Origin of the sequence: Bradyrhizobium sp. (assembly GCF_017881085.1) — a bacterium.
Classification (GTDB): domain Bacteria; phylum Pseudomonadota; class Alphaproteobacteria; order Rhizobiales; family Xanthobacteraceae; genus Bradyrhizobium.
Map to the genome: position 1 here is coordinate 18,360 of NZ_JADGRI010000007.1, position 21,123 is coordinate 39,482.

Consider the following 21,123-nt stretch of genomic DNA (forward strand, 5'->3'; position numbering starts at 1 on the left):
GTACAGGCAGAGGCAAAAACTGATGCCAAAAATCCACAGGTTAACCCATAATTAAGGATAGACCTTGAAGCCGGGGCTGCGACTTGCTTTGATTGGGTCATGAGCACAACCCTGATCGAGGTTCGACCGGCCAAAGCTGCGGATGCGGCAGCGGTAGCGTCCACCCATGATGAAGCCTGGCGTTCGGCCTATCAGGGCATCATCCCCGGCGCCGAGCTGGAGAAGCTCATCAACCGCCGCGGTCCGCAATGGTGGGACAGCGCGATCCGCAAGGGCAGCCGCGTCAGCGTACTGGTGTTCGGCGACAAGGTCGCGGGCTATGCCAATTACGGCCGCAACCGCGCCCGCAGCCTGCACTTCGAAGGCGAGATCTACGAGCTTTATCTGCGCCCGGAATTTCAGGGCCTCGGCTTCGGCCGCCGGCTGTTCACGGCCGCACGGCGCGACCTGTTGCAGAGCGGCCTGAAGAGCATGGTAATCTGGGCGCTCTCCGACAACGATCCCGCGACCGAGTTTTACCGCGCCCTCGGCGGCCGCATGGTCGCGCGCTCCTCGGAGAAGTTCGGGCCGAAGTCGCTCGACAAGGTCGCCTTCGCCTGGACCAGCTGAGACCGGTTCGCAATGCGCGCCGGAGCCTTGACCGGCAGAAGCCTTGACCGGCCGGTGTGCCCATTGCCAGGACTTAACTTCAAAGCCCCGCGGAGCCCTCCATGCGTATTGACGCCATCTCGATCGGGAATGATCCGCCGCGTGAGGTCAACGTCATCATCGAAGTGCCGGTCGGGGGCGAGCCGATCAAATACGAGATGGACAAGGAGGCTGGCACGCTGGTGGTCGACCGGTTTCTCTATACCGCCATGCGTTATCCCGGCAATTACGGCTTCATCCCGCATACGCTCTCGAACGACGGCGACCCCTGCGACGTGCTGGTCGCCAACACCCGCGCCATCGTGCCCGGCGCCGTGATGAGCGTGCGGCCGGTCGGGGTGCTGCTGATGGAAGACGAGGCCGGCGGCGACGAGAAGATCATCGCCGTGCCATCCTCGAAACTGACCCAGCGCTACGACAAGGTGAAGACCTACAGCGATTTGCCCGACATCACGCTGGCCCAGATCCAGCACTTCTTCGAGCATTACAAGGACCTAGAGCCGGGCAAATGGGTGAAGGTGCTGCGATGGGGCGGCGCGGACGACGCCCACCAGCTGATCGCGGAAGGCATCGCGCGGGCAAAGGCGAACGCGAAGTAGGCGGTTGCCGGCGGAATGGCTCGTTATAGCGAATCTCGTCATGCCCGGCCTTGTGCAGCCTTGTGCCGGGCATCCACGTCTTTAAAGCTTGCGGCGAGAGACACGTGGATGGCCGGGACACAGGCAAGCGGAAGCGACGTCGTCCTTCGGACGGCTTTGACCCGGCCATGACGGAGAAATCGGGGAAAACCCATGCGCCGGCTGCTGAAGATCATCCGCAACACCCTGCTGCTCGCGATCGCGGCGATCGTCGTTGTCGCCGGCGTGCTGGCGTTCAACGTGGTCACCCATGGCTCGCGGCAGCTTCTGGTCGCTTCCGTGCCGCGCGCGGCGGTCGACGAGTCTGGCGCAGCCACGCGGCTGAGCGAGGCGATCCGCTTCCGGACCATTTCGAGTTTTGACAATCCGGACCAGGACACCGAGGCGCTGCGCGGCCTGCAGGCGCACATCCTGAAGAGTTTTCCGGCCTTTCATGCCGCCGCCAGGCGCGAGCTCATCGCCGGCTACAGCCTGCTCTACAGCTGGGAAGGCACCGACCCGAAGGCGCTGCCGATCGCGCTGCTCGCGCATCAGGACGTGGTGCCGGTCGCGTCGGGCACCGAGAAGGACTGGCTTAAGCCGCCCTATGACGGCGTCATCGCCGACGGCTTCATCTGGGGCCGGGGCTCCTGGGACGACAAGGGCAACCTCTATTCGATCCTGGAGGCCGCCGACGCGATGGCCAGGCAGGGCTTCCGCCCGAAGCGCACCATCTATTTCGCGTTCGGCCATGACGAGGAAGTGGCGGGCACCCGCGGCGCCAAGGCGATTGCGGCCGCTCTCGCCGCCCGCGGCATCCGGCTCGACTTCGCGATTGATGAGGGGCTCCTGATCGCCGAAGGCCTCATCAAGGGCCTCGACAAGCCCGCGGCCTTGATCGGCGTCGCCGAGAAGGGCTATGCCACGCTGGTACTGACCGCGCATGCCACGCCCGGCCATTCCTCGATGCCGCCGCGCGAGACCGCGATCGGCATGATGAGCGCGGCGCTGACCAAACTGGAAGAGCATCGCCTGCCGATGCAGATGAGCGGCGCGGCCGCCGAGATGTTCGACACGCTGGCGCCGGAGATGCGCGGCTTCAATCGCGTCGTGCTCTCCAACCTCTGGCTGTTCAAGCCGCTGTTGCTGCGCGAGTTCGAAAAGACCGGTCCCACCGAGGCGATGGTGCGCACCACCACCGCGCTGACGATCTTCAATGCCGGCGACAAGGACAACGTGCTGCCCGGCAACGCCTCGGCCAGCGTCAACTTCCGGCTGATGCCGGGCGACAGCCAGGCCAGCGTGATCGACCATGCCCGCCGCACCATCAACGACGACCGCATCACCATCGAGCCGTTTGCCGGCAATGCCGAACCGACGCCGGTGACGGACATCAATCGGGCCGCCTATCAGACGCTCAACCGCACCATCCGGGAGATTTTTCCCGACGTCGTCGTCGCGCCCGGCCTGATGCTGGCGGGGACCGATTCGCGGCACTACGTCGGCGTTGCCGACAACATTTTCCGCTTTTCGCCGGTGCGCGCCAACGCCGACGACCTGAAGCGATTCCACGGCACCAACGAGCGCCTCAGCATCGACGGCTATGCCGACATGATCCGGTTCTACCGGCGCCTGATCGAAAACGCGGCGGGGTGACGGCCTTCTTCACACGGCCGGCTTCGGCAATCCGTGAATCGCGCAAGCCGCGCGCAGGGTGTTGACCAGGAGGCACGCCACCGTCATCTGGCCGACGCCGCCAGGCACCGGCGTGATGGCGCCGGCGACGTTTTGCGCCTCGGCGAAGGCGACGTCGCCGACCAGCCGGTCCTTGCCGCCGGCGCCGGGCATCCGGTTGATGCCGACGTCGATCACGGTGGCGCCGGGCTTGATCCAGTCGCCGCGCACCATTTCCGGTCGGCCTACGGCGGCGTAGACCAGATCGGCGCGGGCGCAGAGTTCTCTGAGGTCGCGCGAGCGCGAATGCGCGATCGTCACCGTGGCGTTTTCGTTCAGCAGCAACTGCACCAGCGGACGGCCGACCAGATTGGAGCGGCCGATCACGATGGCGTTCATGCCTTCCAGCGAGGCGTGCACGCTCTTGGTCAGAATGATGCAGCCGAGCGGCGTGCAGGGCGACAGCGCGTTGAAACCGCCCGCAAGCCGTCCGGCATTGTTCGGATGCAGCCCGTCGACATCCTTGGCGGGATCGAGGGCGTTGATGATGGTTTCGGTATGCAGCGATTTCGGCAGCGGCAATTGCACCAGGATGCCGTGCACGGCGGGATCGCGATTGAGCTTGGCAATCAGCGCCAGCAAATCGTCCTGCGCGACATCGGCGGAAAGCACGTGCTCGAACGACGCCATGCCCGCGGCCTGGGTCTGCTTGTGCTTGCTGCGGACATAGACCTGGCTGGCGGGATCGCTGCCGACCAACACCACCGCGAGCCCAGGCGTCAGCCCGTTTTCGCGTTTGATGCGCGCGACCTCGTCGGCAACGCGGGCGCGAAGCTCCGCGGCAATGACCTTTCCATCGATGATCCGGGCCGTCATTTCTGTCCTTTGTCTTCAGATGAGTCCGGCTTTGCCGCGATGAGCTTTCGCAAGGCGTCGCCGAGCTTTGCCGGGTCGCCGTCCACGGCAATCTGTTTCAGGCGTGAGGTCGCGCCGGAGAGAATCCGCACTTTCGCCTTGGGTACCCCGAGCGCCTTCGCCATCAGCTCGGTCACCGCGCGGTTGGCCTCGCCGCCATCGGCGATGGCCCGAACCCGCACCTTGACCACGACGCGGCCGTCCGCGAGCGTCTCAAGCCCGTCGATGTCGTCACGACCGCCGCGTGGCGTCACCCGGAGCGCCACGCTCACGCCTTGGGTGGAGTAGCGCCAGGGATCCATGAGGCGTCCATCAGGCGTTCGCCCGCGGTCAGAATACGCTGGGATAGATGTAGTACGTGATCACCCGCTGGATGAACATGATGATCAGGATCAGGATGATCGGCGAGATATCGAGCCCGCCGAGATTCGGCATGATGGAGCGGATCGGCGCCAGCAGCGGTTCGGTGATCCGGTACAGGAATTCCGCCACCGCCGACACGAACGCGTTGCGCGTGTTCACGACATTGAAGGCGATCAGCCAGGACAGGATGGCGGAGGCAATCAGCAGCCAGACATAAAGGTCCAGAACGATAAGAACGATGTCGAGAACGGCACGCATGGGCAGGCTTTACTCGCGGTTCGGTCGCGGATTCGACTTCTTGCTAGATATCGGTTCCACCCCCCGCAAACAAGGGAAGTTCCGGGCAAATAAAGCCGAAAACGGCGATTTCGCCGTTCTTGACTTGACCTTGGCGCGGATTGTAAATGGCGCCAATCGCTGGCCGACTCTCACGAGGCGGTCACGATGGGGCCATAGCTCAGCTGGGAGAGCGCGTCGTTCGCAATGACGAGGTCGGCGGTTCGATCCCGCCTGGCTCCACCAGCCTTCGTTTGCTTCGCAAGCTACGACTCGGCAAGCCACACCGTGCCGTAGCGAAGCAAGCCAAGGCTGCCGCGGCGTGGCCCGCAGGGCGAAGCCGGGCCTCTGCAAGCCCCGCGCCCCCTCACTTCCCCGTAAACCTCGGCGGCCGTTTCTCCATGAAACTTGCCACGCCTTCGCGGAAATCGCTGCCGCGCAGCGCCACCACCATTTCCCGGTTGGCGTCGATGGTCGCTTCGGCGAGCGTCTGGAACGGCACGTCGTAGAGCTGCCGCTTGATCACCGCGATCGCGCTCGGCGAGACGAAATCGGCCAGATCGCGCGCGTAGGCATAGGTCTGCTCGCGCAGTTGTTCGGGCGGGTACAGCCGATTGACCAGACCGATGCGCAGCGCCTCTTCGCTGGACACCCGGCGCGCCGACATCAGCAAGTCCATCGCATTGGCATGGCCGACGATGCGCGGCAGCATCCAGCTGATGCCGTGCTCGGCGATCAGCCCGCGCCGCGAGAACGCGGTGGTGAAAACCGTATTGTCGGCGGCGAAGCGCAGGTCGCAATACAGCGCGTGCACGAGCCCGATGCCCGCGGTGGCGCCGTTCAGCATTCCGATGACGGGCTTGGGAATCGACGGATAGTAGGCATAGCGCGCCTGCCAGTCGGGCCTGCGGTTCATGTCGAACGGCGGCAGGCTCGTGGCGCGCCTGATGTCGTCGGGATCGAGGCCCTTCAGCGCGTCCATGTCGGCGCCGGCGCAGAACGCGCGCCCTGCTCCCGTGAGCACGATGACGCGGACATCGTCGGCGGTGGCGGCGGTCTCCATGGCGTGGCGAACGTCGCGCTCCATGATTGGCGTCCACGCATTCATGCGGTCCGGCCGGTTGAGCGTGATGGTCGCGACCTTCTCGCTCACGTCGTACAGAATATGCTGATAGGTCACCCGCGCTCTCCCTGTGCTTGTCGTCTTTTTCAACGACGTCTTGTTGTTGATTGCTGTTTCATACGCGCCGCCTGGCGCGTGCCCCGGCTGGTCGCGCCAGATAGGCCACCGTTTCCGGCCGTTCCTTCAGCCAGCCGCTCCAGCGCATGAACACCTTTGTCATGCGCTCCGGCTCGACCCCGAGCTGAGCCATCGCGACCCCGCCGTTAACGGATTCACGGTATTCGGCGATCAGACCGTCGCGGACGATGAAGCGGCTCATGCCGTCGATCACGACGGGCTTTCCCTGAAATTGCGGGATCTTCGACGTGAAGCTCGACAGCGACCACGCATATCCCATTTCGCCGTCGAACACGGGATCAAACATTTCCCAGCGATAGTCGGCGGCGTCCCGGTGAAACAGATCCTGCATCATATGCGCGATGCCGCCGCGGCCTTTATGCGGACCGTAGATATAGTCGTGGTAGATGGCGTCTTCGGTGAAGTGGTTGGCGAAACGCGCGCCGTTTCCGGATTCCGCCGACAGCGTGAAGTCGTCCAACAGCTGCGCGAACTCGCTGCCCGTCATGTCGCCTCCCGCGTCGCTTGCTGATATGCCGCAAGCTTGTTGGGCCGACACTATCATATTTGCGGAAATGGAAAGGTGGGCTATTCCGCGGCTTCCGACATCGCCGACAGCGGCGCTCTGGCGAGCCAGCCATCGATGAATTGCTTCAGCCAGGCGCGCTCGGTCACGTCATGTACCGCACGATCCGCGAAGTGATGATGGCGTGGCCGCGCGCCCGGCAATTCGAGGCGGGCATGGCCGCGCGTGGTCCAGCGATGCATCATCGCGTAGGTGACGTCGGGGTGGAACTGGAAGCCGAACGCATGGTCCAGCTGGAACGCCTCGACTGGAAAATCGCTTCCTTCCGCCAGCAATTCAGCGCCGTGGGGAAGTTCAAATCCCTCGCGGTGCCAGTGGTAGACATGATCCGGCCAATTCGGACAGATCTTCAGCCCCGCGGGCGTGGGGCGGATCGGGTAATATCCGATCTGCGCGCGGCCTTCGGGGTGCGGCGCCACCCGCGCGCCGAGCTGCATCGCGAGCATCTGCGCGCCCAGGCAAATCCCCAGGAACGGCCGCCGCTCCTGGAGCGGCACCTCAATCCAGTCGATCTCCTGGCGGACGTAATCATCCGGATCGTTGGCGCTCATCGGGCCGCCGAAAATGACAGCGCCGGCATGACCTTCCAGCGTTTCCGGAAGCAGGTCGCCGAACCGGGGACGCCTGATATCGAGGGGATGCCCAACCGCCCGCAGCACATTGCCGACGCGGCCCGGCGTCGAGGTTTCCTGGTGCAGGATGATCAGAACCGGCAGCAACGGCCCGGCGGAGGAAGGCGCGGCAGAAACCGTTCGCACTCTATCGGGAAGATGCAGCACGTTTTCGGCGTCAGATTTGATCGAATGGCACGACATCAATTGATCTTCGCTTTCCCGCCTATCAAGCCAGAATCGCCCTTAATGCATCCTTAATTCCGTGGGGCGGTCGCAGAAATTGACATGCAGGTTCAAGCAAATTGCGGGCCAAGGAAAGGAGATGGACGCCTTACCGTCGCTTCCTGAGCTGGAACCTGCCAACCGCCGCGAGGATGAACCCGCGCGGAAACAGCCGGAGCAGGAACGGCAGGACCTTGATGCCGACGCCGGGCAGCACCGCGCGCTTGTTGGCCATTAGCCCGCGATACCCTGCCTTTGCGACATTAGCCGGGGAGACGTTCAGGATCGCGGAGTCAAATCCGGGTTCAAACCCCGCCCGCTCCTGAAATTCCGACGGCACCGGCCCCGGACATAGCGCGGTCACCCGCACGCCGCGCGGGGCGAGTTCGCGGCGCATCGCCTCGCTGAACGAGAGAACATAGGCCTTGGAGGCGTAATAGACCGCCATTCCCGGTCCGGGCAGGAAGCTGGCGATCGAAGCGACGTTGAGGATGCCGCCGCGGTGCCGGATCAGCTGATCGGAAAACCGCAGCGACAATTCGGTCATGGCGCGGATGTTGACGGCGATCATGCCAAGCTGCGCCGCGCGATCCAGCTCGATCGCATGACCGAACAAGCCAAAGCCTGCATTGTTGACGACGTATTCGATCTCCACCCCTTCGGCGGTCAATGCCGCCGCGATCCGATCGCCGGCATCGGGCTGTTCGAGATCGCACACGATCACGATCGGCGCAGCAGCGCCGCCGGCAGCGGCGATTTCGTCCGCCAGCGCCGTCAGTCGATCCGCGCGCCGCGCCACCAGAGCCAGGCGATGGCCTTTTGATGCGAAAACGCGCGCCAGTTCGGTGCCTATCCCCGCCGAGGCACCGGTAATTAGCGTTACACGCTCGGTCACGATTCAATGCTCTTAAAATTATTGCAGGATAGGCGGCTAACGCATTCGAGAAAGCATACGCCTTAGGTGGGATGCAAGCCACCCGCAAGCATGGCGGCGCGCTCAGACGCACAATGCTACCGCGTTAAATCAAGACATTTCGGGGCTAATCGCATCGGCGATTGGTCAATTGACATAGACATTAAAATTTCGTCATGTCCGGCAACGCACACGCCAAGGGGCGCGAAGCCCAGGCCCCGCAGCGTGGCACATTGCCGCGCCGCGATATTTTCAGCTGCCCGCGGTCGCCGCTGCCTGCCGGGCGGCCACGCTATGCTTGAGATCGATCCGGTCGCGCGCGGATACGCCCAAGAGATCAGCCGCGCGCCACACCACATTGTCCTCGAACTCGCTGACCTGACCGTCGGCATAGACCAGCTCCCACATCATCTCGACGATGCGGAGCCTGCCGGCCTCGTCCACCGAACGCATGATGACGCTGGTGAAATGATAGAGATCGACTGCCTCGCCCTCGACCAGCGTCGCGGACGCGATCAACTGATCCGCCTTGCCGGGATCAAGTCCGAAGCGGCTTTCGATCATGCTGTGAAGTTTGCGCTTTTCCGCGGCCGACGGTTCGCCGTCAAGCGAAATGACGTGAATCAACAGCGCGGTCGCCGCCAGACGATAACCGGTATCGTCAAACGATTGCTGCCCACGCGCGGTTGGCGAAACAACATCGGCAATGAATTGGCGAAGTCCGTCCAGCATTTTTCCTACCGAAATCCCGCGAAGTCCGTTGGTTGCTATGGCCGATATATGGGCCGGAAAGCCAACCCGCGCAATCCACGCGGTTTCGGCGCCCGCATTACGTTTCGGCAATCTCAGGGGATTTCGTAGACCACGATCTTGTCGGCAATGCCGCGCAGCGCCGCCTGCTTCTGGATCGGCTTGATCGCCTCCCGATCCAGGATCGCGGCGACCGCCGGGGCCTCGATCACCGGGCCGGTGATGTGGATCGCCTGCGAGGTCGAAAGGCCCTGCACCCGGGCTGCGATGTTGACTGTCTGGCCGAAATAGTCCTGGCGCTCGTTGAGCATCACGGCGAGGCAGGGGCCTTCATGAATGCCGATCTTGACCACCAGATCGTCGGTGCCGCGCTCGGCGTTGAGCGCATCCATGGCGGCGCGCATCCGCAAACCCGCCGCGATCGCATGTTCGGGCCGGATGAAGGTCGCCATCACGGCGTCGCCAATGGTCTTCACCACGGCGCCTTTCTCCGAAGAGATGATCTCAAGCAGCGCATGGAAATGCGCGCGCACCAGATCGAAGGCGGCGAGATCGCCGACCCGCTCGTACAGCGCGGTGGACCCCTTGAGGTCGGTGAACAGGAACGTCAGCGACGTGATCTTGAGCCGCTGATCGATGTTGAGGTTGTCGGCCTTGAAGACGTCGCGGAAGGTCTGGTTGGTCAGCATCCGCTTGGCGGTGAGGAACGGCTTGCGCTTGCCTATCAGATGATGGAGCGCTTCGGCCGCGACGAACACCGACGGCAGCACCCGCACGCCGGCCTGATTGTCGAGCGACAGCCGCAGCGGGCCCGGGCGCAGCGTCATGGTTCCGGTCGGCGCCTGTAGCCTGTTGTAGATCAGCGACAGCTGCTGACGCTCCTTGGTCGGCTCGCCCTGCACGTCGATGAATTGCGCGGCGTGCGTCACCGGCTCGAATACGATGATGAAATCCGGCGGCAATTGCAACGACATCGTCGCCTTCTCGCCCGCCGGCAGTTCGAGCGCGTCCAGCACGACGTCATTGGAGAGTGCCGCGAACGATTCCTCGTTGAAATCGACGCCCGAACTCCAGAACACTTGCTTGAAGTATTCCCAGAGCGGCAGCGTATTGGGATCATGCGCCGCGATGCGGCGGACCCGCGGACTGACCGTGAAGGCGACTTCGACCTGTTCGTCGACGGACGCTTCGTAACCGCAGGCGCACAGCCCGCAATGATAGTCGTCGTGACGCAGCGATTTCAACGTGGAGTGGGCGTCCAGCACGCCGCCGCAGCCGGGGCACAGCACGTTCCAGGTGAGGTCGAACAGCCCGAGCCGGGACGCATGCAGAAAGCCGGAAATCACCCGCTCTTCGTCGAGCCCGGTCCGCGTCGAAAAATCCAGCAGATTGATGCGGTTGAGCTCGTGGTCCTGGCCATTTTCGATCAGCTCGCGGATGGCGTCGGCCACCGCCGGGTCGGCGGTCTGTTTCAGTACCGAAAACTGCGCCTGGGTTTCACTCATGAGTCGAACCTAAGGCAGATTGCCGTAACGTCCAAGCAATGCCTTCGTCACCGGCGTATGATGCGGAACATCGGGGAGCGATCCGGCTGCGTCGTCACCACGCCGATCGGCATCACCGGCGTCTTGTCGAGCAGTTCGACCCGGAACGCAGCCATGATCCTGGCCAGCGCCAGCGTTGCTTCCACCAGCGCGAAATGCGCGCCGATGCAGATCCGCGCGCCGACGCCGAACGGCAGATAGGCGAAGCGGTCGGGAGGCGGTGCAGGCGGCATGAAGCGCTGCGGAATGAACGCGTTCGGATCGCGCCAGAGCTTTTCGTGCCGGTGCAGCAGCCACGGCGCGATCAGGATGACGTCCTTGGGTTCGACGGGCAGTCCCGCCACGGTGTCCGCCCCAGAGGCGGCGCGTGCGATCAGGAAGGCCGGCGGATAAAGCCGCATCGTCTCGTCGATCACCGCGCGGGTGAACTTCAGCCTTTCGACGTCGGAGCGGCCGGTTGCGTCGATACTATTCACCTCGGCGGCCAATTCATCCTGTGTCGCCGGATCGAGCGCTAACAAATACAGCGCCCAGAACAGCGCGGTCGCTGTGGTCTCGTGGCCGGCGAGGATCATGGTCGCCACTTCATCGCCGAGTTGCTCGTCAGTGAAGGCATTGCCGGTCTCGGGATCGCACGCCGCTCCCATCAGATCGAACAGGTCGCGCGGCGGCGCGTCCGCTTTCTTGCCGGCCGCGCGCCGTTCCGCCATCAGCATCGCAACGAACCTGGTCCACCGTTTGCGGAAGCGCGCGCGTGAGAAGTCCTGCGGGGTAGGCCAGGACAGCGGCAACAGCAGGTCGAGGAAATGTGGTCTCGCCAGCCGCGCACCGTACTCCATGACGAAGTCGCGCAGTGCCGCACCGTGCCGATCCATCCCGAACGAAAACATCGTGCGCCCGGCGATCTCGAGCGTCATCCGCTGCATGATCTCGCGCAGATCGACCGGCTGACCGACATTGGTCGTGAGCTTGGCAATGGTTTCCTCGGTCACCGCGATCATGTGCGGAACCAGCATCGACACCGCGCGCGGCGTGAACGCCGGCGCGAGTGTGCGCCGCTGATGCTTCCAGGCCTTGCCTTCGGCGATCAGCAAACCTTCGCCAAGCATCGGGCGCAACACCCGGATGCCGACCGGCGTCCGGGTATAATTCTCGTAGTTGTCGACGAGCACATGCCTGATGGCATCGGGCGTGTTGAGGATAAAGCTGCTTCGCCCGAAAAAGCGGCCTTGGACGATATCGTCCTCGTAGGCGCGGCGGCCCCAGGTGTTGATCGGACTCTCGCGCATCGCCGACATCCGCCCGAACGCGGTCATATTGTCCGGCGCGCGGGGCGGGCAGGGCGGCACCAACGGCCGGCGGGTGGCCGGCGCGTCCAGGGCTTCCACTCCCAAGGCTTCGGCTATGCTCACAGGCAGCCTCGCGAAAGATGACGATGACAGTAGCTAGTAAGTGAACTCGGCGACCGCAATCCTGTTTTCCGACGCCGGCCAGGCCCGCGCGACAATCCGCTCCTCATTGAACACGGCGGCCACCGGGCGTCCGGCTTCCGCGGCTGAAAACCGCAGCGTGCTGATGGAATCGCCGGGCACACCCGGCTTCACATCGGAGGGTTCCTTACCGTCGAACAGCACGGTATCGCGCGGAAGACCGAAATATCCACGCGGCCGCGACATCAGGACGACAGAGCCTGCGCCCGCGTCAGCGGGTCCCGGCGGACGCGCGGCGCGAAGATGCACGATATCGGATGAACGCGGAAACGGCGACCGATAGAAATGCGTGGTGATCGAACCGGCCGAGGTGAGCACCATTTCGAGATACCAGGCGGGATCGACCTTGGCCGGCCCCCAGCGGCCGTCGGTGCCGGTCTGCGAAGCGTAAATGGCGGGGCCCTGGCGTTCGCCGCTATCGGCAGAGACGCGATAGACCTCCACCGATGCGCCCGCCACCGGGCGATTGGTTGCAACGCCGCCCGGAGTACCCGTCACCAGTCCGCTCAGCCTGACTTCCGCTTCCGGCGCAATCGCAACTCTGTCCGGCTCGCGCCCGGCGATGAACTTGTAGATCTCGCGGAATGCGCGCGGCGAAAACGCGGTCTCGCGATGATCGACCGCGCCGAGCGCGAGATTGGTGGCACCCTTGAGCGCCGGTCCTTCCGCGGTGACGCCCGTCGGGGTACCCGGCTTGCCGACGAAGCGGCCGTCCGGTTGCGCGTATTTGTCCATGCCGTCGCTGCGCAGGGTCAGGAACGCGGTACCCGGCGTCACTTCGCTCTCGCCCTCGTTCAGCCCGCGCAGGAACGGGCCGCGGCCGTTAAACTCGTTATTCAGACCAGCGTCCCAATCATAAACGCCGTGATTGGGAACGCCGCACAGCACAGCGTGACTGACATCAGCGCCGCCGCCATTCTTGATGAGCCCCCGGATCGAATAGCCGCCGCGCGAATTGCCAACCAAAGCCACGCGCGGCGCGCCGGTGCGGCGCTTCAATTCCTGAATGGCTTCGCCGAGTTCGCGGCGCTGGTCTTCGGTCGAGGATTTGTTCGGCTCGGCCTTGGTATCGTCCGCGCGCGCCAGCGGATCGGAGAAATTGATCGCGAACAGGCGGTCGCGCGGAACCCCGTTCGATTCCATCCGCCATAAAGCCGTCATCCACAGCGCCGCGTGGTCACCATTGCCATGCACGAACAGGACAGGCGGGATTTCGGTCGCGCTCGGAGCGGCGGGGGCCGGCTGCGCCAGCGCGGCGAAGCCAAAATTGCCGGCTGCCAGAGGCAGGGCGCCAGCGCCCTTCAGAATCGTCCGCCGCGATATCCTCATATGGTACCTCCCCGTTATGATTTGCACCTTAGCCGCGCTGTGTGACCGCTGATAGCGGGCTTAAGCACTGGACAGCGATGGACTTTCGCGGGCATCACTTCGGCCTGAAGAATCAAGCCGTAGCAGGCCAACCGGAACCGGATATGACCGAACCGCCGAAACGCTCAACCTTCAACGCCGGCGGAATAGCCGCGCCTCTCCGCCATTCGGTATTCCGGCGCATCTGGCTCGCGAGCCTGCTGTCCAATTTCGGACTCATGATTCAGGCCGTCGGCGCCGCCTGGGCGATGACGCAGATGACGTCATCCGCCGACAAGGTCGCGCTGGTGCAGACCGCATTGATGCTGCCGATCATGCTGATCGCGATGCCGGCCGGCGCCATCGCCGACATGTATGACCGTCGCATCGTCGCGCTGGTGGCGCTCGCGATCGCGCTCGCCGGCGCGATTGCGCTGACCGCATTGTCGTGGCTTGGCCTTGTCACGCCGAATCTGTTGCTCGCATTGTGCTTCCTCGTCGGCAGCGGCATGGCGCTGTTCGGCCCGGCCTGGCAATCCTCGGTCAGCGAACAGGTCCCACAGGAGACGCTTCCCGCCGCGGTGGCGTTGAACGGCATCAGTTACAACATTGCGCGCAGTTTCGGTCCTGCGATCGGCGGCATCGTGGTCGCGACCGCGGGCGCGGTGGCGGCGTTTGCCGTCAATGCGGCGCTCTATCTGCCGCTCCTGGTCGTGCTGCTGTGCTGGCGTCGCGTCAGCGAGCCGTCGCGCCTGCCGCGCGAACGGCTCAGCCGCGCCATCGTGTCGGGCGTGCGCTACATCACCAATTCGCCTTCGATCAAGATCGTGCTGACGCGCACGATGGTGACCGGCATTATCGGCGGCTCGGTATCGGCGCTGATGCCGCTGGTGGCGCGCGACCTGCTGCATGGCGGCGCGCAGACCTACGGCATCATGCTCGGCGCGTTCGGAATGGGCGCGGTGATCGGCGCGCTCAATATCAGCGAGGTCCGCAAGCGCTTGAGCGGCGAGGCGGCGATCCGCGCCTGCGCGCTCTCCATGGGCGGCGCGATCGCAGCGGTCGCGCTGAGCCGGGAGCCGGTGCTGACCGCGGCGGCGCTGGTGGTGGCCGGCGCGGTGTGGATGCTGGCGGTCGCCCTGTTCAATATCGGCGTGCAACTTTCGGCGCCGCGGTGGGTCGCCGGCCGCTCGCTGGCGGCATTCCAGGCTTCGATTGCCGGCGGCATCGCCATCGGAAGCTGGGGCTGGGGGCGCCTGACCGACGCGGCCGGTGTGGAAACCGCGCTGCTGGTGTCCGCTGGACTGATGCTGGTCTCGCCATTGCTCGGCCTCTGGCTGCCGATGCCGCGGGTTGGCGCACGCAACGAGGATGCGGAAGTGCTCGCCGATCCGGAGGTGCAGCTCGCGCTGACCGGGCGCAGCGGTCCGCTGGTGGTGGAGATCGAATACCGCATCGATCAGGAGAGCGCCCGCGCCTTCCACAATGTGATGCAGGAGGTGCAGCTCAGCCGCCAGCGCAACGGCGCCTATGGCTGGTCGATCGCGCGCGATATCGCCGATCCCGAATTGTGGACCGAGCGCTATCACTGCCCGACCTGGTTCGACTATCTGCGCCAGCGCAACCGCTCCACGCAGTCCGAGCGCGCGCTGCACCAGCGCGCGATCGGTTTTCATCTCGGGCCCGATCCGGTACGCGTGCGCCGCATGCTGGAGCGGCCGTTCGGATCGGTGCGCTGGAAGGAAGAAACGCCGGATCGCGCCGTCAACGAGGTGCTGCCGGTCGCGACGGCGGCGGGCGGGAGTACGTAAGATCCGTTACTGCCCGTGATCGGTCAGAACCTTCTCGCAGGCCTTGCTGAGCCTGGCGCGATGTTCCTTCAGGCACGCCAGCACGATCTGGTCGCCGTCGTTCATGTGCGCGCGGCAAAAGCGCGAGACATCCCGCGCGCAGGCGTCTTGTCCCTGCTGCTGCGCCGACGCCACCGAAGCCACGAGAATGAACGGAATGATGAAAAGGATTCTGGCCATGATGTTACGCCTTGCCGGTCGGTATATCCGTGCGTTCTAATGCGCGTAGACCGGCGCGGCAACGGTTTTTGCGTTATCGGTCGTTCCGGGGCGCGCAGAGCGCGAGCCCGGAATGACCGGATAAATTACTTCGCCGCGACCTTCGGCTGCTGCGCGGCCAGATCGCGGTCCATCACGGTCCGGCAACCTGGGCTCAGATTGGCCCGATGCTTGTACATGCAGGCGGTGATGGCCGGAATGTCTGGGATTTCGGAGCTGCACAGGCGGAACGCGTCGCCGGTGCACATTTGCTGCGCCTCGGCGCTGAAGGCGAAGCTTGCGCTCGGCGACAGCGCGGTGACGCCGATCGCGAAGGCCGCGGCAAGGCCGGCGTGGCGGATGGTTCGGTTAAGAAAGGCGGTCATGATCGGCTCCCTCTGGCCCGGTGCGGTGGGCCGTTTCTGATGGGCTCGAGCGTGCCCCAATCGCCTGATTCCGACTGTGACGTCCATCACACTGAATAGGCCCTCCTGAAGCCGAGATTTGTCGCCGGGAACCGGCGCTCGTTGGCACTGCGTTAACGACTATTTCTCATTAATGACTTGGCGAAAGTTGCCGCGTCGTTTTTTAGGAATGTGTAACCATGCGTAACGCGTTAGGTCTGATGCTCGCGAGCGTCGTGACGGCTGTCGTGATATCGGCGGCCTGGTTCTTCTGGCCATCTTCTTCCCCGCGCCTCGCGCTTGCCGCTCCGAACACCATCGCCGCGCCACCCGCCGAGCGGCTTGCGGCGGCCGCTGCCGCGGCGAAGCCGGGTCCGGCGCGCGACGATCTCGAGATCACCGCTTCCGTCCCGGAAAAGCCCGCCGCGCCTCCGCCGCAGAAGAACACCTGCGCCAATCCGGACGCGCTCGGCGTGTCCCGCGTCGTGGTCATCGACACCACGGGCGGACCGGGTTTCGGTTTCCAGCATTTCAAGCAGCTCGACTTTCTGACCGACAAGGAGGTCGTGCTGACCTTCGATGACGGCCCGTGGCCGGGCAATACGCCCGCCGTGCTCAAGGCGCTGGCGGACGAATGCACCAAGGGGCTGTTCTTTCCGATCGGCAAGCATGCCACCTATCATCCGGAAATCCTCAAGCAGGTGGCTGCCGCCGGACACACGGTCGGCGCCCACACCTGGTCGCATGCCAATCTGAATTCCAAGAAGATGACGGACCAGCTCGCCAAGGACGAGATCGAGAAGGGCTACAGCGCCGTCAAGCTGGCGCTGGGTGCGGCACCCTCGCCGTTCTTCCGTTTTCCGGAGCTGCAGCACGGGCCCGCCGCGATGGCCTATCTCGGCTCGCGCGACATCGCGATGTTCTCCTGCGACCTCGACTCGTTTGATTTCCGGGCCAAGAACCCCGAGCAGATCGTCAATACCGTCATGACCAAGCTGGACAAGCAGGGCAAGGGCATCATCCTGATGCACGACTTCCAGAAGCACACCGCGGAAGCCTTGCCGACCCTGCTTCGCCGGCTGAAGGCCGGCGGCTACAGAGTGGTGCAGATGAAGGCCAAGGCGCCGCTGCAGACGCTCGCCGAGTATGACGAGGGTCTGGTCAAGGACATGAAGCTCCCGGTCGCCACCGCGCGTGCGGTGGGCAGCGTGGTGCAGACGGTTTCGCAGTGATCTGAGGCCGCTCAAACCCGGCGCGGGCAAGGTATCCGGCTTTTGACAGCCCGCATCGGAGCCGCCGAATTCGGCTCCGGTTTCGCGTCCGGCGCCGGCGCCATGAAGGTGCGCGAAAATTCCGCCCAGGCCTGATCGGACGACCAGTTCACATAGCGCACGAACGCGACCATCAGCGCCGCCAGCACCAGTACCTGCACCAGCAGGATCCGGAGGATTCCCGGCCAATCGAAGCGGCGATTTTGCGGGCTCTGGTTGCGCGGTGACGGCACGGACGAATCCTTTCAGCGAAGACGCCACGTCAATAGACCGTTCGCCGGATTCCGGTGTGAACCCCTTCACAACTCTCGGGAAAGTGAAGCATCGGCCGGACCCGGGCGGGTCGGCCGATGCTGAAACTCGAATGGGACGGCGCGTTACCAATAGATGCCGTGGCGATGCAGTTCGCCGATGATGCGCGCCTCGGTCCAGTCGCGCCGGGGTTTTCGCCGTTCAGCCTTCGGCGCCTGCACGGCTACCGGTTTGACCGCATCCGTCTTCGGTGCGTCCGTGGCCGTATTCACGGCGGCGGGCCGGTCGACATATTTCGGGGTCTCGACAGGTTTTGCCTCGTCAACCGTCTTGGGTGTTTCGACGGCCTTGGGCGTTTCGACCGGCTTCGACGGCTCGGCCGCCGTCGCGGTCTGGTCGTCGCTGGAGGCCAGGGTAAGGCCCCGCATGCCTGCGGCCTGCGCCGAGGCGGATGCCAGAACCAAGGCTGCGATCAGAATGAATTTGCGCATGTGAGGTCTCCGGTGTTGGCGTTGCGACTGACGTTGGCGGCACCCTAGGCCGGTCCCACGCAGGGTTATGTGAGCAAGGTCACGCAAAGCAGGCCGCCGGGGGCTTGCCTTTACTTTGCAGTTGCGTAAGCTTTGCATCGCAAAGTGCGGGGCAACAGATGCGCGATCTCGACAAGGCCTTGGCCGACATTTTCGCCATTCGCAGCCAGATTGCCGCCGGCACCGCGTTTCGCGGCTATGGCCCGGCGGCCGTCGCCGCCACCGGCGGTCTGGCGCTGCTGACCGCAATCCTTCAATTCCTCTGGCTCGACGATCCGACCGGCAGTCCCATGGAGTTCCTCGCCGGCTGGGCGGCGGCGGCGCTGGTGTCGGGCGGCATGATCTGGACCGAGATGCAGGCGCGCTCGCGGCGGCATCATTCGGGCCTCGCCGACGCCATGGTCCTGCAGGCGGTCGAACAGTTTCTTCCCGCCGGCGCCGCCGGCGTGCTGCTGGCGGCGATGCTGTGGAAGTTCGCGCCGGAAACGCTGTGGATGCTGCCCGGCCTGTGGCAGCTGCTGGTGAGCCTCGGCGTGTTCGCTTCGGTCCGCTCGCTGCCGCGCACGGTAGCGTTCGCGGGCGCCTGGTATTTCGTCGCGGGCTTTGGCTGCCTGCTGCTGGCAAGCCAGACTCATGCGCTGTCGCCCTGGACCATGGGCCTGCCGTTCGTGATCGGCCAGTTGCTGATGGCCGCGATCCTGCATTTTGCTTCCGGAGACCATGATGCCGAAGACTGAGATGAAGACCGACGGCAACGCCGCGCCGTTTTCCTATGACGGCCTCGACCGCGTGATTCACGAGAAGGCGCGGCTCGGCTTGCTGACCTCGCTGATGGCGCATCCCAAGGGGCTGGCGTTCGCCGATCTCAAGCAGCTCTGCGGCCTCACCGACGGCAATCTCAGCCGTCATCTCGGGGTGCTGCAGGAAGCAGGCCTTGTCGAAGTGACGAAGGGCTATGAGGGCAACCGTCCCCACACCTCCTGCCGCCTGACCAAGACCGGCCGCCGCCGCTTTCTCGATTATCTCGCCGTGCTCGAAGGGCTGGTGCGCGACGCCGCCAGAGCCGCGGGCAAAGAGATCGCGAGCAAGGACGCGGCTCCCGCCGCCCGGTTTCGCATCCTCCCCATCTGAAGCCCTTCCCTTTTTTTGCAAGGAAACTTTGCGATGCAAAGCGGTCTTCCATCCGAACTGCAAACCAAACTGCATGTCGGCATCATCATGGACGGCAACGGACGCTGGGCGATCAGGCGGCGGATGTCGCGGCTGCGCGGGCATGAGGCCGGTGTCGAAGCGATCCGCCGCGTCGTGGAGGCCGCGCCCAAGCAGGGCGTGGGCACGCTGACGCTGTACGCGTTCTCCAGCGACAATTGGCGCCGGCCGAAGGCGGAGGTTTCCGCGCTGATGTCGCTGTTGCGGTTCTATCTCGCCAGCGAGGTCGAGGCGCTGGTGCGCAACGGCGTCCGCCTCACCGTGATCGGCCGCCGCGATCGCTTGCCTGCCGGGATCGCCGAGGCGATCGGCCGCGCCGAGGCGGCGACTGCCGGCGGCGAAACCTTGAACCTGCGCATCGCCGTCGATTACTCCGCGCGTGACGCGATCCTCAACGCCGTGGCCAGGGCCGCAAGCCTCGGCGGTCTCACCCGCGAGAATTTTTCCGACCTCGTCACCGGCGAGGCGGGGCTGCGCGACGTCGACCTCGTCATCCGCACCAGCGGCGAGAAGCGCTTGTCCGACTTCCTGTTGTGGGAGAGCGCCTATGCCGAGCTGCATTTCACCGACAGGATGTGGCCGGATTTCGGGGAAGAGGATCTTCGCGAGGCGCTGACCGCGTTCCACGGCCGCGAACGCCGCTTCGGCGGATTGCAGCCGGAGGCGCTGGAGCCGCAGGGCGAACCGGCGCTGAGTGCGTAGAAAAGATAAAAGACCGGTTTGGCGGGAAAAGTCGTTGTCGTTCCTGCGAAAGCAGGAACCCATACGCCGTGACGCTGATTGTGAGAGGCGCTGTTCGACGGCTTTCGCGCCACAACGAACGCCTGTGGTTATGGGTCCCTGCTTTCGCAGGGACGACACGGCGTGTGTGGCGCGTTCGTCGCGATTTAAGACACCGTCAGACATGCGTATAAATCCCGCGGCGCGATGCGCCCGAGGCTTGCAAGAACCATCCGCCCAGAGGGCGTGGGGAATGCCGGGTGCCCAACGCACCCGCAGCCGCGCGTGTAGAAAAAAACACGCGCGTTAGTCACCACGGATACGCCGGAAACACCCGGCATTCCCGCACGCGGCTGGTTTTACGGCTTACTTCGTGATCTCCCCGGCGATCGGGCTTTTTTGTCACCGTCGCCGGCAGCGTCCTAGCTGCCGACTTGACGCCAGCGTCGAGGCGTCAGGACCACACGACTTCACCGTCCGCGTCAGCGCTGTTCGTCAATAGCGCATCCGCGTCCACCGCATCCCGCCCCAACGTTCGTGACGATGGCCAACGCCCCTCAACGGGACAGGACGGCGGGAGTTAAGAAGCTGATTTGCCTGAAATGCGAAGCGGAATATTTTTTCGAACGGGACTGGACAGATAGAAACAGTCTGAACGCGCAGGACAAATTCGATTTTACGCGCAAAAGCTGGATTGCTTCGTCGCTGCGCTCCTCGCAATGACGGCGGGACGCATCGCCGGACACCGTCATTGCGAGCGCAGCGAAGCAATCCACCGCTGGACCGACAGCTGCAAGTAGAGATCAAAACTGGAACGGCTTCACCGACACGGACGTCTTGCCGTCCGCCGCCTGCTCCACCCTGAAGTCCACTTCCTTCTGCACCGTCGTATCGCCAATCCGCAGAGACAACAGCCCGGTGCACAGCGCCACGCCCTTGCTTTTCGAATTCACGACGATGGTATCGTCCAGCGAATAGACCGCGTCCTGCTTTGCCTTGTCCTTGATCGCCGCCTTTTCAGCGTCGGCCTTCGCATGGCTGAGCAATGCCGCGACCGCGTCCGAATTGTCGACCGCGAAATTGACCAGCCGATTATTCCGGTCATCCGCGATGCTCTTGAGCACGGAATTGCGCGCATCCGGAGTAGCGCAATCGGGTCCAACGTCGCCGCAGGCGCTCAATAAAAGCAGGACGGGAAGGCAACACAGAAATGAAGGCTGCCGCTTCCTGAACAGGTTCATCGGAATGCTCACGATATTTCCGTGCTCCGGCACCAACCGCAATTGCAACGTTGTCAACCGTGTTGGAAGGCGGCAGGCCTTCGTGGCTCTGTTGGCTGGGTTAACAGCTGCCAGTGCGAATTCATTTGGAGATAGTGGCTAGGTACTGGTGCCGCAAACAGGACTCGAACCTGTGACCCCGTCATTACGAATGACGTGCTCTACCAACTGAGCTATTGCGGCGGACCATGCGGCGCGATCGGCGAAGAT

General features: G+C 64.2%; 24 protein-coding genes and 2 tRNA genes. 9 read left to right on the forward strand and 17 right to left on the reverse strand.

Features of this window, described 5'->3' with window-relative positions; translation table 11 throughout:
• Window positions 1–99 precede the first annotated feature (99 nt).
• The 3 genes from QZ213_RS01620 to QZ213_RS01630 all read left to right on the forward strand — a co-directional run bounded on the left by QZ213_RS01620 (window position 100) and on the right by QZ213_RS01630 (window position 2,921).
• On the forward strand, window positions 100–609 hold the full coding sequence (locus QZ213_RS01620) for a GNAT family N-acetyltransferase (RefSeq protein WP_291684294.1): 510 nt from the start codon (window positions 100–102) through the stop codon (window positions 607–609).
• Window positions 610–710: 101 nt separating this feature from the next.
• A complete protein-coding gene (ppa, locus tag QZ213_RS01625) occupies window positions 711–1,247 on the forward strand; it encodes an inorganic diphosphatase (RefSeq protein WP_291684295.1) in 537 nt (178 codons plus the stop codon).
• A 192-nt stretch (window positions 1,248–1,439) separates the two neighbouring features.
• Complete coding sequence (locus tag QZ213_RS01630; RefSeq protein WP_291684296.1) at window positions 1,440–2,921, forward strand: M20 family peptidase; 1,482 nt, start codon at window positions 1,440–1,442, stop codon at window positions 2,919–2,921.
• 9 nt (window positions 2,922–2,930) lie between these two features.
• On the opposite strand, the gene folD is transcribed toward QZ213_RS01630, so the two are convergent.
• The 3 genes from folD to QZ213_RS01645 are packed head-to-tail and all read right to left on the reverse strand — an operon-like array spanning window position 2,931 to window position 4,475.
• Window positions 2,931–3,815 carry a bifunctional methylenetetrahydrofolate dehydrogenase/methenyltetrahydrofolate cyclohydrolase FolD gene (gene folD / locus QZ213_RS01635; protein ID WP_291684297.1) on the reverse strand — a complete coding sequence of 295 codons (885 nt, stop codon included), beginning with the start codon at window positions 3,813–3,815 and terminating at the stop codon, window positions 2,931–2,933.
• Window positions 3,812–4,156 carry a DUF167 domain-containing protein gene (locus QZ213_RS01640; protein ID WP_291684298.1) on the reverse strand — a complete coding sequence of 115 codons (345 nt, stop codon included), beginning with the start codon at window positions 4,154–4,156 and terminating at the stop codon, window positions 3,812–3,814. The genes folD and QZ213_RS01640 overlap by 4 nt, the downstream gene beginning before the upstream one ends.
• A 28-nt stretch (window positions 4,157–4,184) precedes the next feature.
• Window positions 4,185–4,475, reverse strand: coding sequence for a YggT family protein (locus tag QZ213_RS01645; protein WP_291684299.1), 291 nt, complete (start codon window positions 4,473–4,475; stop codon window positions 4,185–4,187).
• 188 nt (window positions 4,476–4,663) lie between these two features.
• Between QZ213_RS01645 and QZ213_RS01650 the strand changes: the two genes are divergently transcribed.
• Window positions 4,664–4,739 (forward strand) — tRNA-Ala (locus tag QZ213_RS01650).
• Window positions 4,740–4,860: 121 nt separating this feature from the next.
• Here QZ213_RS01650 and QZ213_RS01655 read toward each other — a convergent pair.
• The 8 genes from QZ213_RS01655 to QZ213_RS01690 form a co-directional block, all read right to left on the reverse strand.
• Entirely contained in the window at window positions 4,861–5,673 is an 813-nt protein-coding gene (locus QZ213_RS01655; RefSeq protein ID WP_291684300.1) for an enoyl-CoA hydratase, read from the reverse strand.
• 58 nt (window positions 5,674–5,731) lie between these two features.
• Window positions 5,732–6,241 carry a nuclear transport factor 2 family protein gene (locus QZ213_RS01660; protein ID WP_291684301.1) on the reverse strand — a complete coding sequence of 170 codons (510 nt, stop codon included), beginning with the start codon at window positions 6,239–6,241 and terminating at the stop codon, window positions 5,732–5,734.
• Window positions 6,242–6,321: 80 nt separating this feature from the next.
• On the reverse strand, window positions 6,322–7,035 hold the full coding sequence (locus tag QZ213_RS01665) for a glutamine amidotransferase (protein ID WP_291684318.1): 714 nt from the start codon (window positions 7,033–7,035) through the stop codon (window positions 6,322–6,324).
• 229 nt (window positions 7,036–7,264) lie between these two features.
• Window positions 7,265–8,050 carry an SDR family oxidoreductase gene (locus QZ213_RS01670; protein ID WP_291684302.1) on the reverse strand — a complete coding sequence of 262 codons (786 nt, stop codon included), beginning with the start codon at window positions 8,048–8,050 and terminating at the stop codon, window positions 7,265–7,267.
• 270 nt (window positions 8,051–8,320) lie between these two features.
• A complete protein-coding gene (locus tag QZ213_RS01675; protein WP_291684303.1) occupies window positions 8,321–8,800 on the reverse strand; it encodes a TerB family tellurite resistance protein in 480 nt (159 codons plus the stop codon).
• Window positions 8,801–8,913: 113 nt separating this feature from the next.
• A complete protein-coding gene (locus tag QZ213_RS01680) occupies window positions 8,914–10,323 on the reverse strand; it encodes an adenylate/guanylate cyclase domain-containing protein (RefSeq protein ID WP_291684304.1) in 1,410 nt (469 codons plus the stop codon).
• A 47-nt stretch (window positions 10,324–10,370) separates the two neighbouring features.
• Complete coding sequence (locus tag QZ213_RS01685; protein WP_291684305.1) at window positions 10,371–11,774, reverse strand: cytochrome P450; 1,404 nt, start codon at window positions 11,772–11,774, stop codon at window positions 10,371–10,373.
• Window positions 11,775–11,807: 33 nt separating this feature from the next.
• Window positions 11,808–13,181: a hydrolase gene (locus QZ213_RS01690; protein WP_291684306.1), complete on the reverse strand. Its 1,374-nt coding sequence runs from the start codon at window positions 13,179–13,181 to the stop codon at window positions 11,808–11,810.
• Between the two features lie 143 nt (window positions 13,182–13,324).
• Between QZ213_RS01690 and QZ213_RS01695 the strand changes: the two genes are divergently transcribed.
• On the forward strand, window positions 13,325–15,010 hold the full coding sequence (locus QZ213_RS01695; RefSeq protein ID WP_291684307.1) for an MFS transporter: 1,686 nt from the start codon (window positions 13,325–13,327) through the stop codon (window positions 15,008–15,010).
• Between the two features lie 6 nt (window positions 15,011–15,016).
• On the opposite strand, the gene QZ213_RS01700 is transcribed toward QZ213_RS01695, so the two are convergent.
• On the reverse strand, window positions 15,017–15,229 hold the full coding sequence (locus QZ213_RS01700) for a hypothetical protein (protein ID WP_291684308.1): 213 nt from the start codon (window positions 15,227–15,229) through the stop codon (window positions 15,017–15,019).
• A gap of 125 nt (window positions 15,230–15,354) precedes the next feature.
• Complete coding sequence (locus tag QZ213_RS01705) at window positions 15,355–15,633, reverse strand: hypothetical protein (protein WP_291684309.1); 279 nt, start codon at window positions 15,631–15,633, stop codon at window positions 15,355–15,357.
• Between the two features lie 218 nt (window positions 15,634–15,851).
• Between QZ213_RS01705 and QZ213_RS01710 the strand changes: the two genes are divergently transcribed.
• Entirely contained in the window at window positions 15,852–16,883 is a 1,032-nt protein-coding gene (locus tag QZ213_RS01710) for a polysaccharide deacetylase family protein (RefSeq protein WP_291684310.1), read from the forward strand.
• A gap of 11 nt (window positions 16,884–16,894) precedes the next feature.
• Here the strand turns inward: QZ213_RS01710 and QZ213_RS01715 are convergent, their stop codons facing one another.
• Together QZ213_RS01715 and QZ213_RS01720 are read right to left on the reverse strand one after the other, a co-directional pair.
• A complete protein-coding gene (locus QZ213_RS01715; RefSeq protein WP_291684311.1) occupies window positions 16,895–17,155 on the reverse strand; it encodes a hypothetical protein in 261 nt (86 codons plus the stop codon).
• Between the two features lie 144 nt (window positions 17,156–17,299).
• Window positions 17,300–17,665 carry a hypothetical protein gene (locus tag QZ213_RS01720; protein ID WP_291684312.1) on the reverse strand — a complete coding sequence of 122 codons (366 nt, stop codon included), beginning with the start codon at window positions 17,663–17,665 and terminating at the stop codon, window positions 17,300–17,302.
• Between the two features lie 158 nt (window positions 17,666–17,823).
• Here QZ213_RS01720 and QZ213_RS01725 point away from each other — a divergent pair, with 158 nt between their 5' ends.
• From QZ213_RS01725 to QZ213_RS01735, 3 genes are read left to right on the forward strand one after another with little or no spacing between them, the layout of a single operon-like run.
• On the forward strand, window positions 17,824–18,441 hold the full coding sequence (locus QZ213_RS01725; protein WP_291684313.1) for a hypothetical protein: 618 nt from the start codon (window positions 17,824–17,826) through the stop codon (window positions 18,439–18,441).
• Window positions 18,425–18,835, forward strand: a complete 411-nt coding sequence (locus tag QZ213_RS01730) for a transcriptional regulator (RefSeq protein WP_291684314.1) — start codon at window positions 18,425–18,427, stop codon at window positions 18,833–18,835. The genes QZ213_RS01725 and QZ213_RS01730 overlap by 17 nt, the downstream gene beginning before the upstream one ends.
• Before the next feature lie 33 nt (window positions 18,836–18,868).
• A complete protein-coding gene (locus QZ213_RS01735; protein ID WP_291684315.1) occupies window positions 18,869–19,615 on the forward strand; it encodes a di-trans,poly-cis-decaprenylcistransferase in 747 nt (248 codons plus the stop codon).
• Window positions 19,616–20,436: 821 nt separating this feature from the next.
• Here QZ213_RS01735 and QZ213_RS01740 read toward each other — a convergent pair.
• Window positions 20,437–20,757, reverse strand: a complete 321-nt coding sequence (locus QZ213_RS01740; protein WP_291684316.1) for a hypothetical protein — start codon at window positions 20,755–20,757, stop codon at window positions 20,437–20,439.
• A gap of 263 nt (window positions 20,758–21,020) precedes the next feature.
• Window positions 21,021–21,096: transfer RNA gene (locus QZ213_RS01745), tRNA-Thr, on the reverse strand.
• Between the last annotated feature and the right edge of the window lie 27 nt (window positions 21,097–21,123).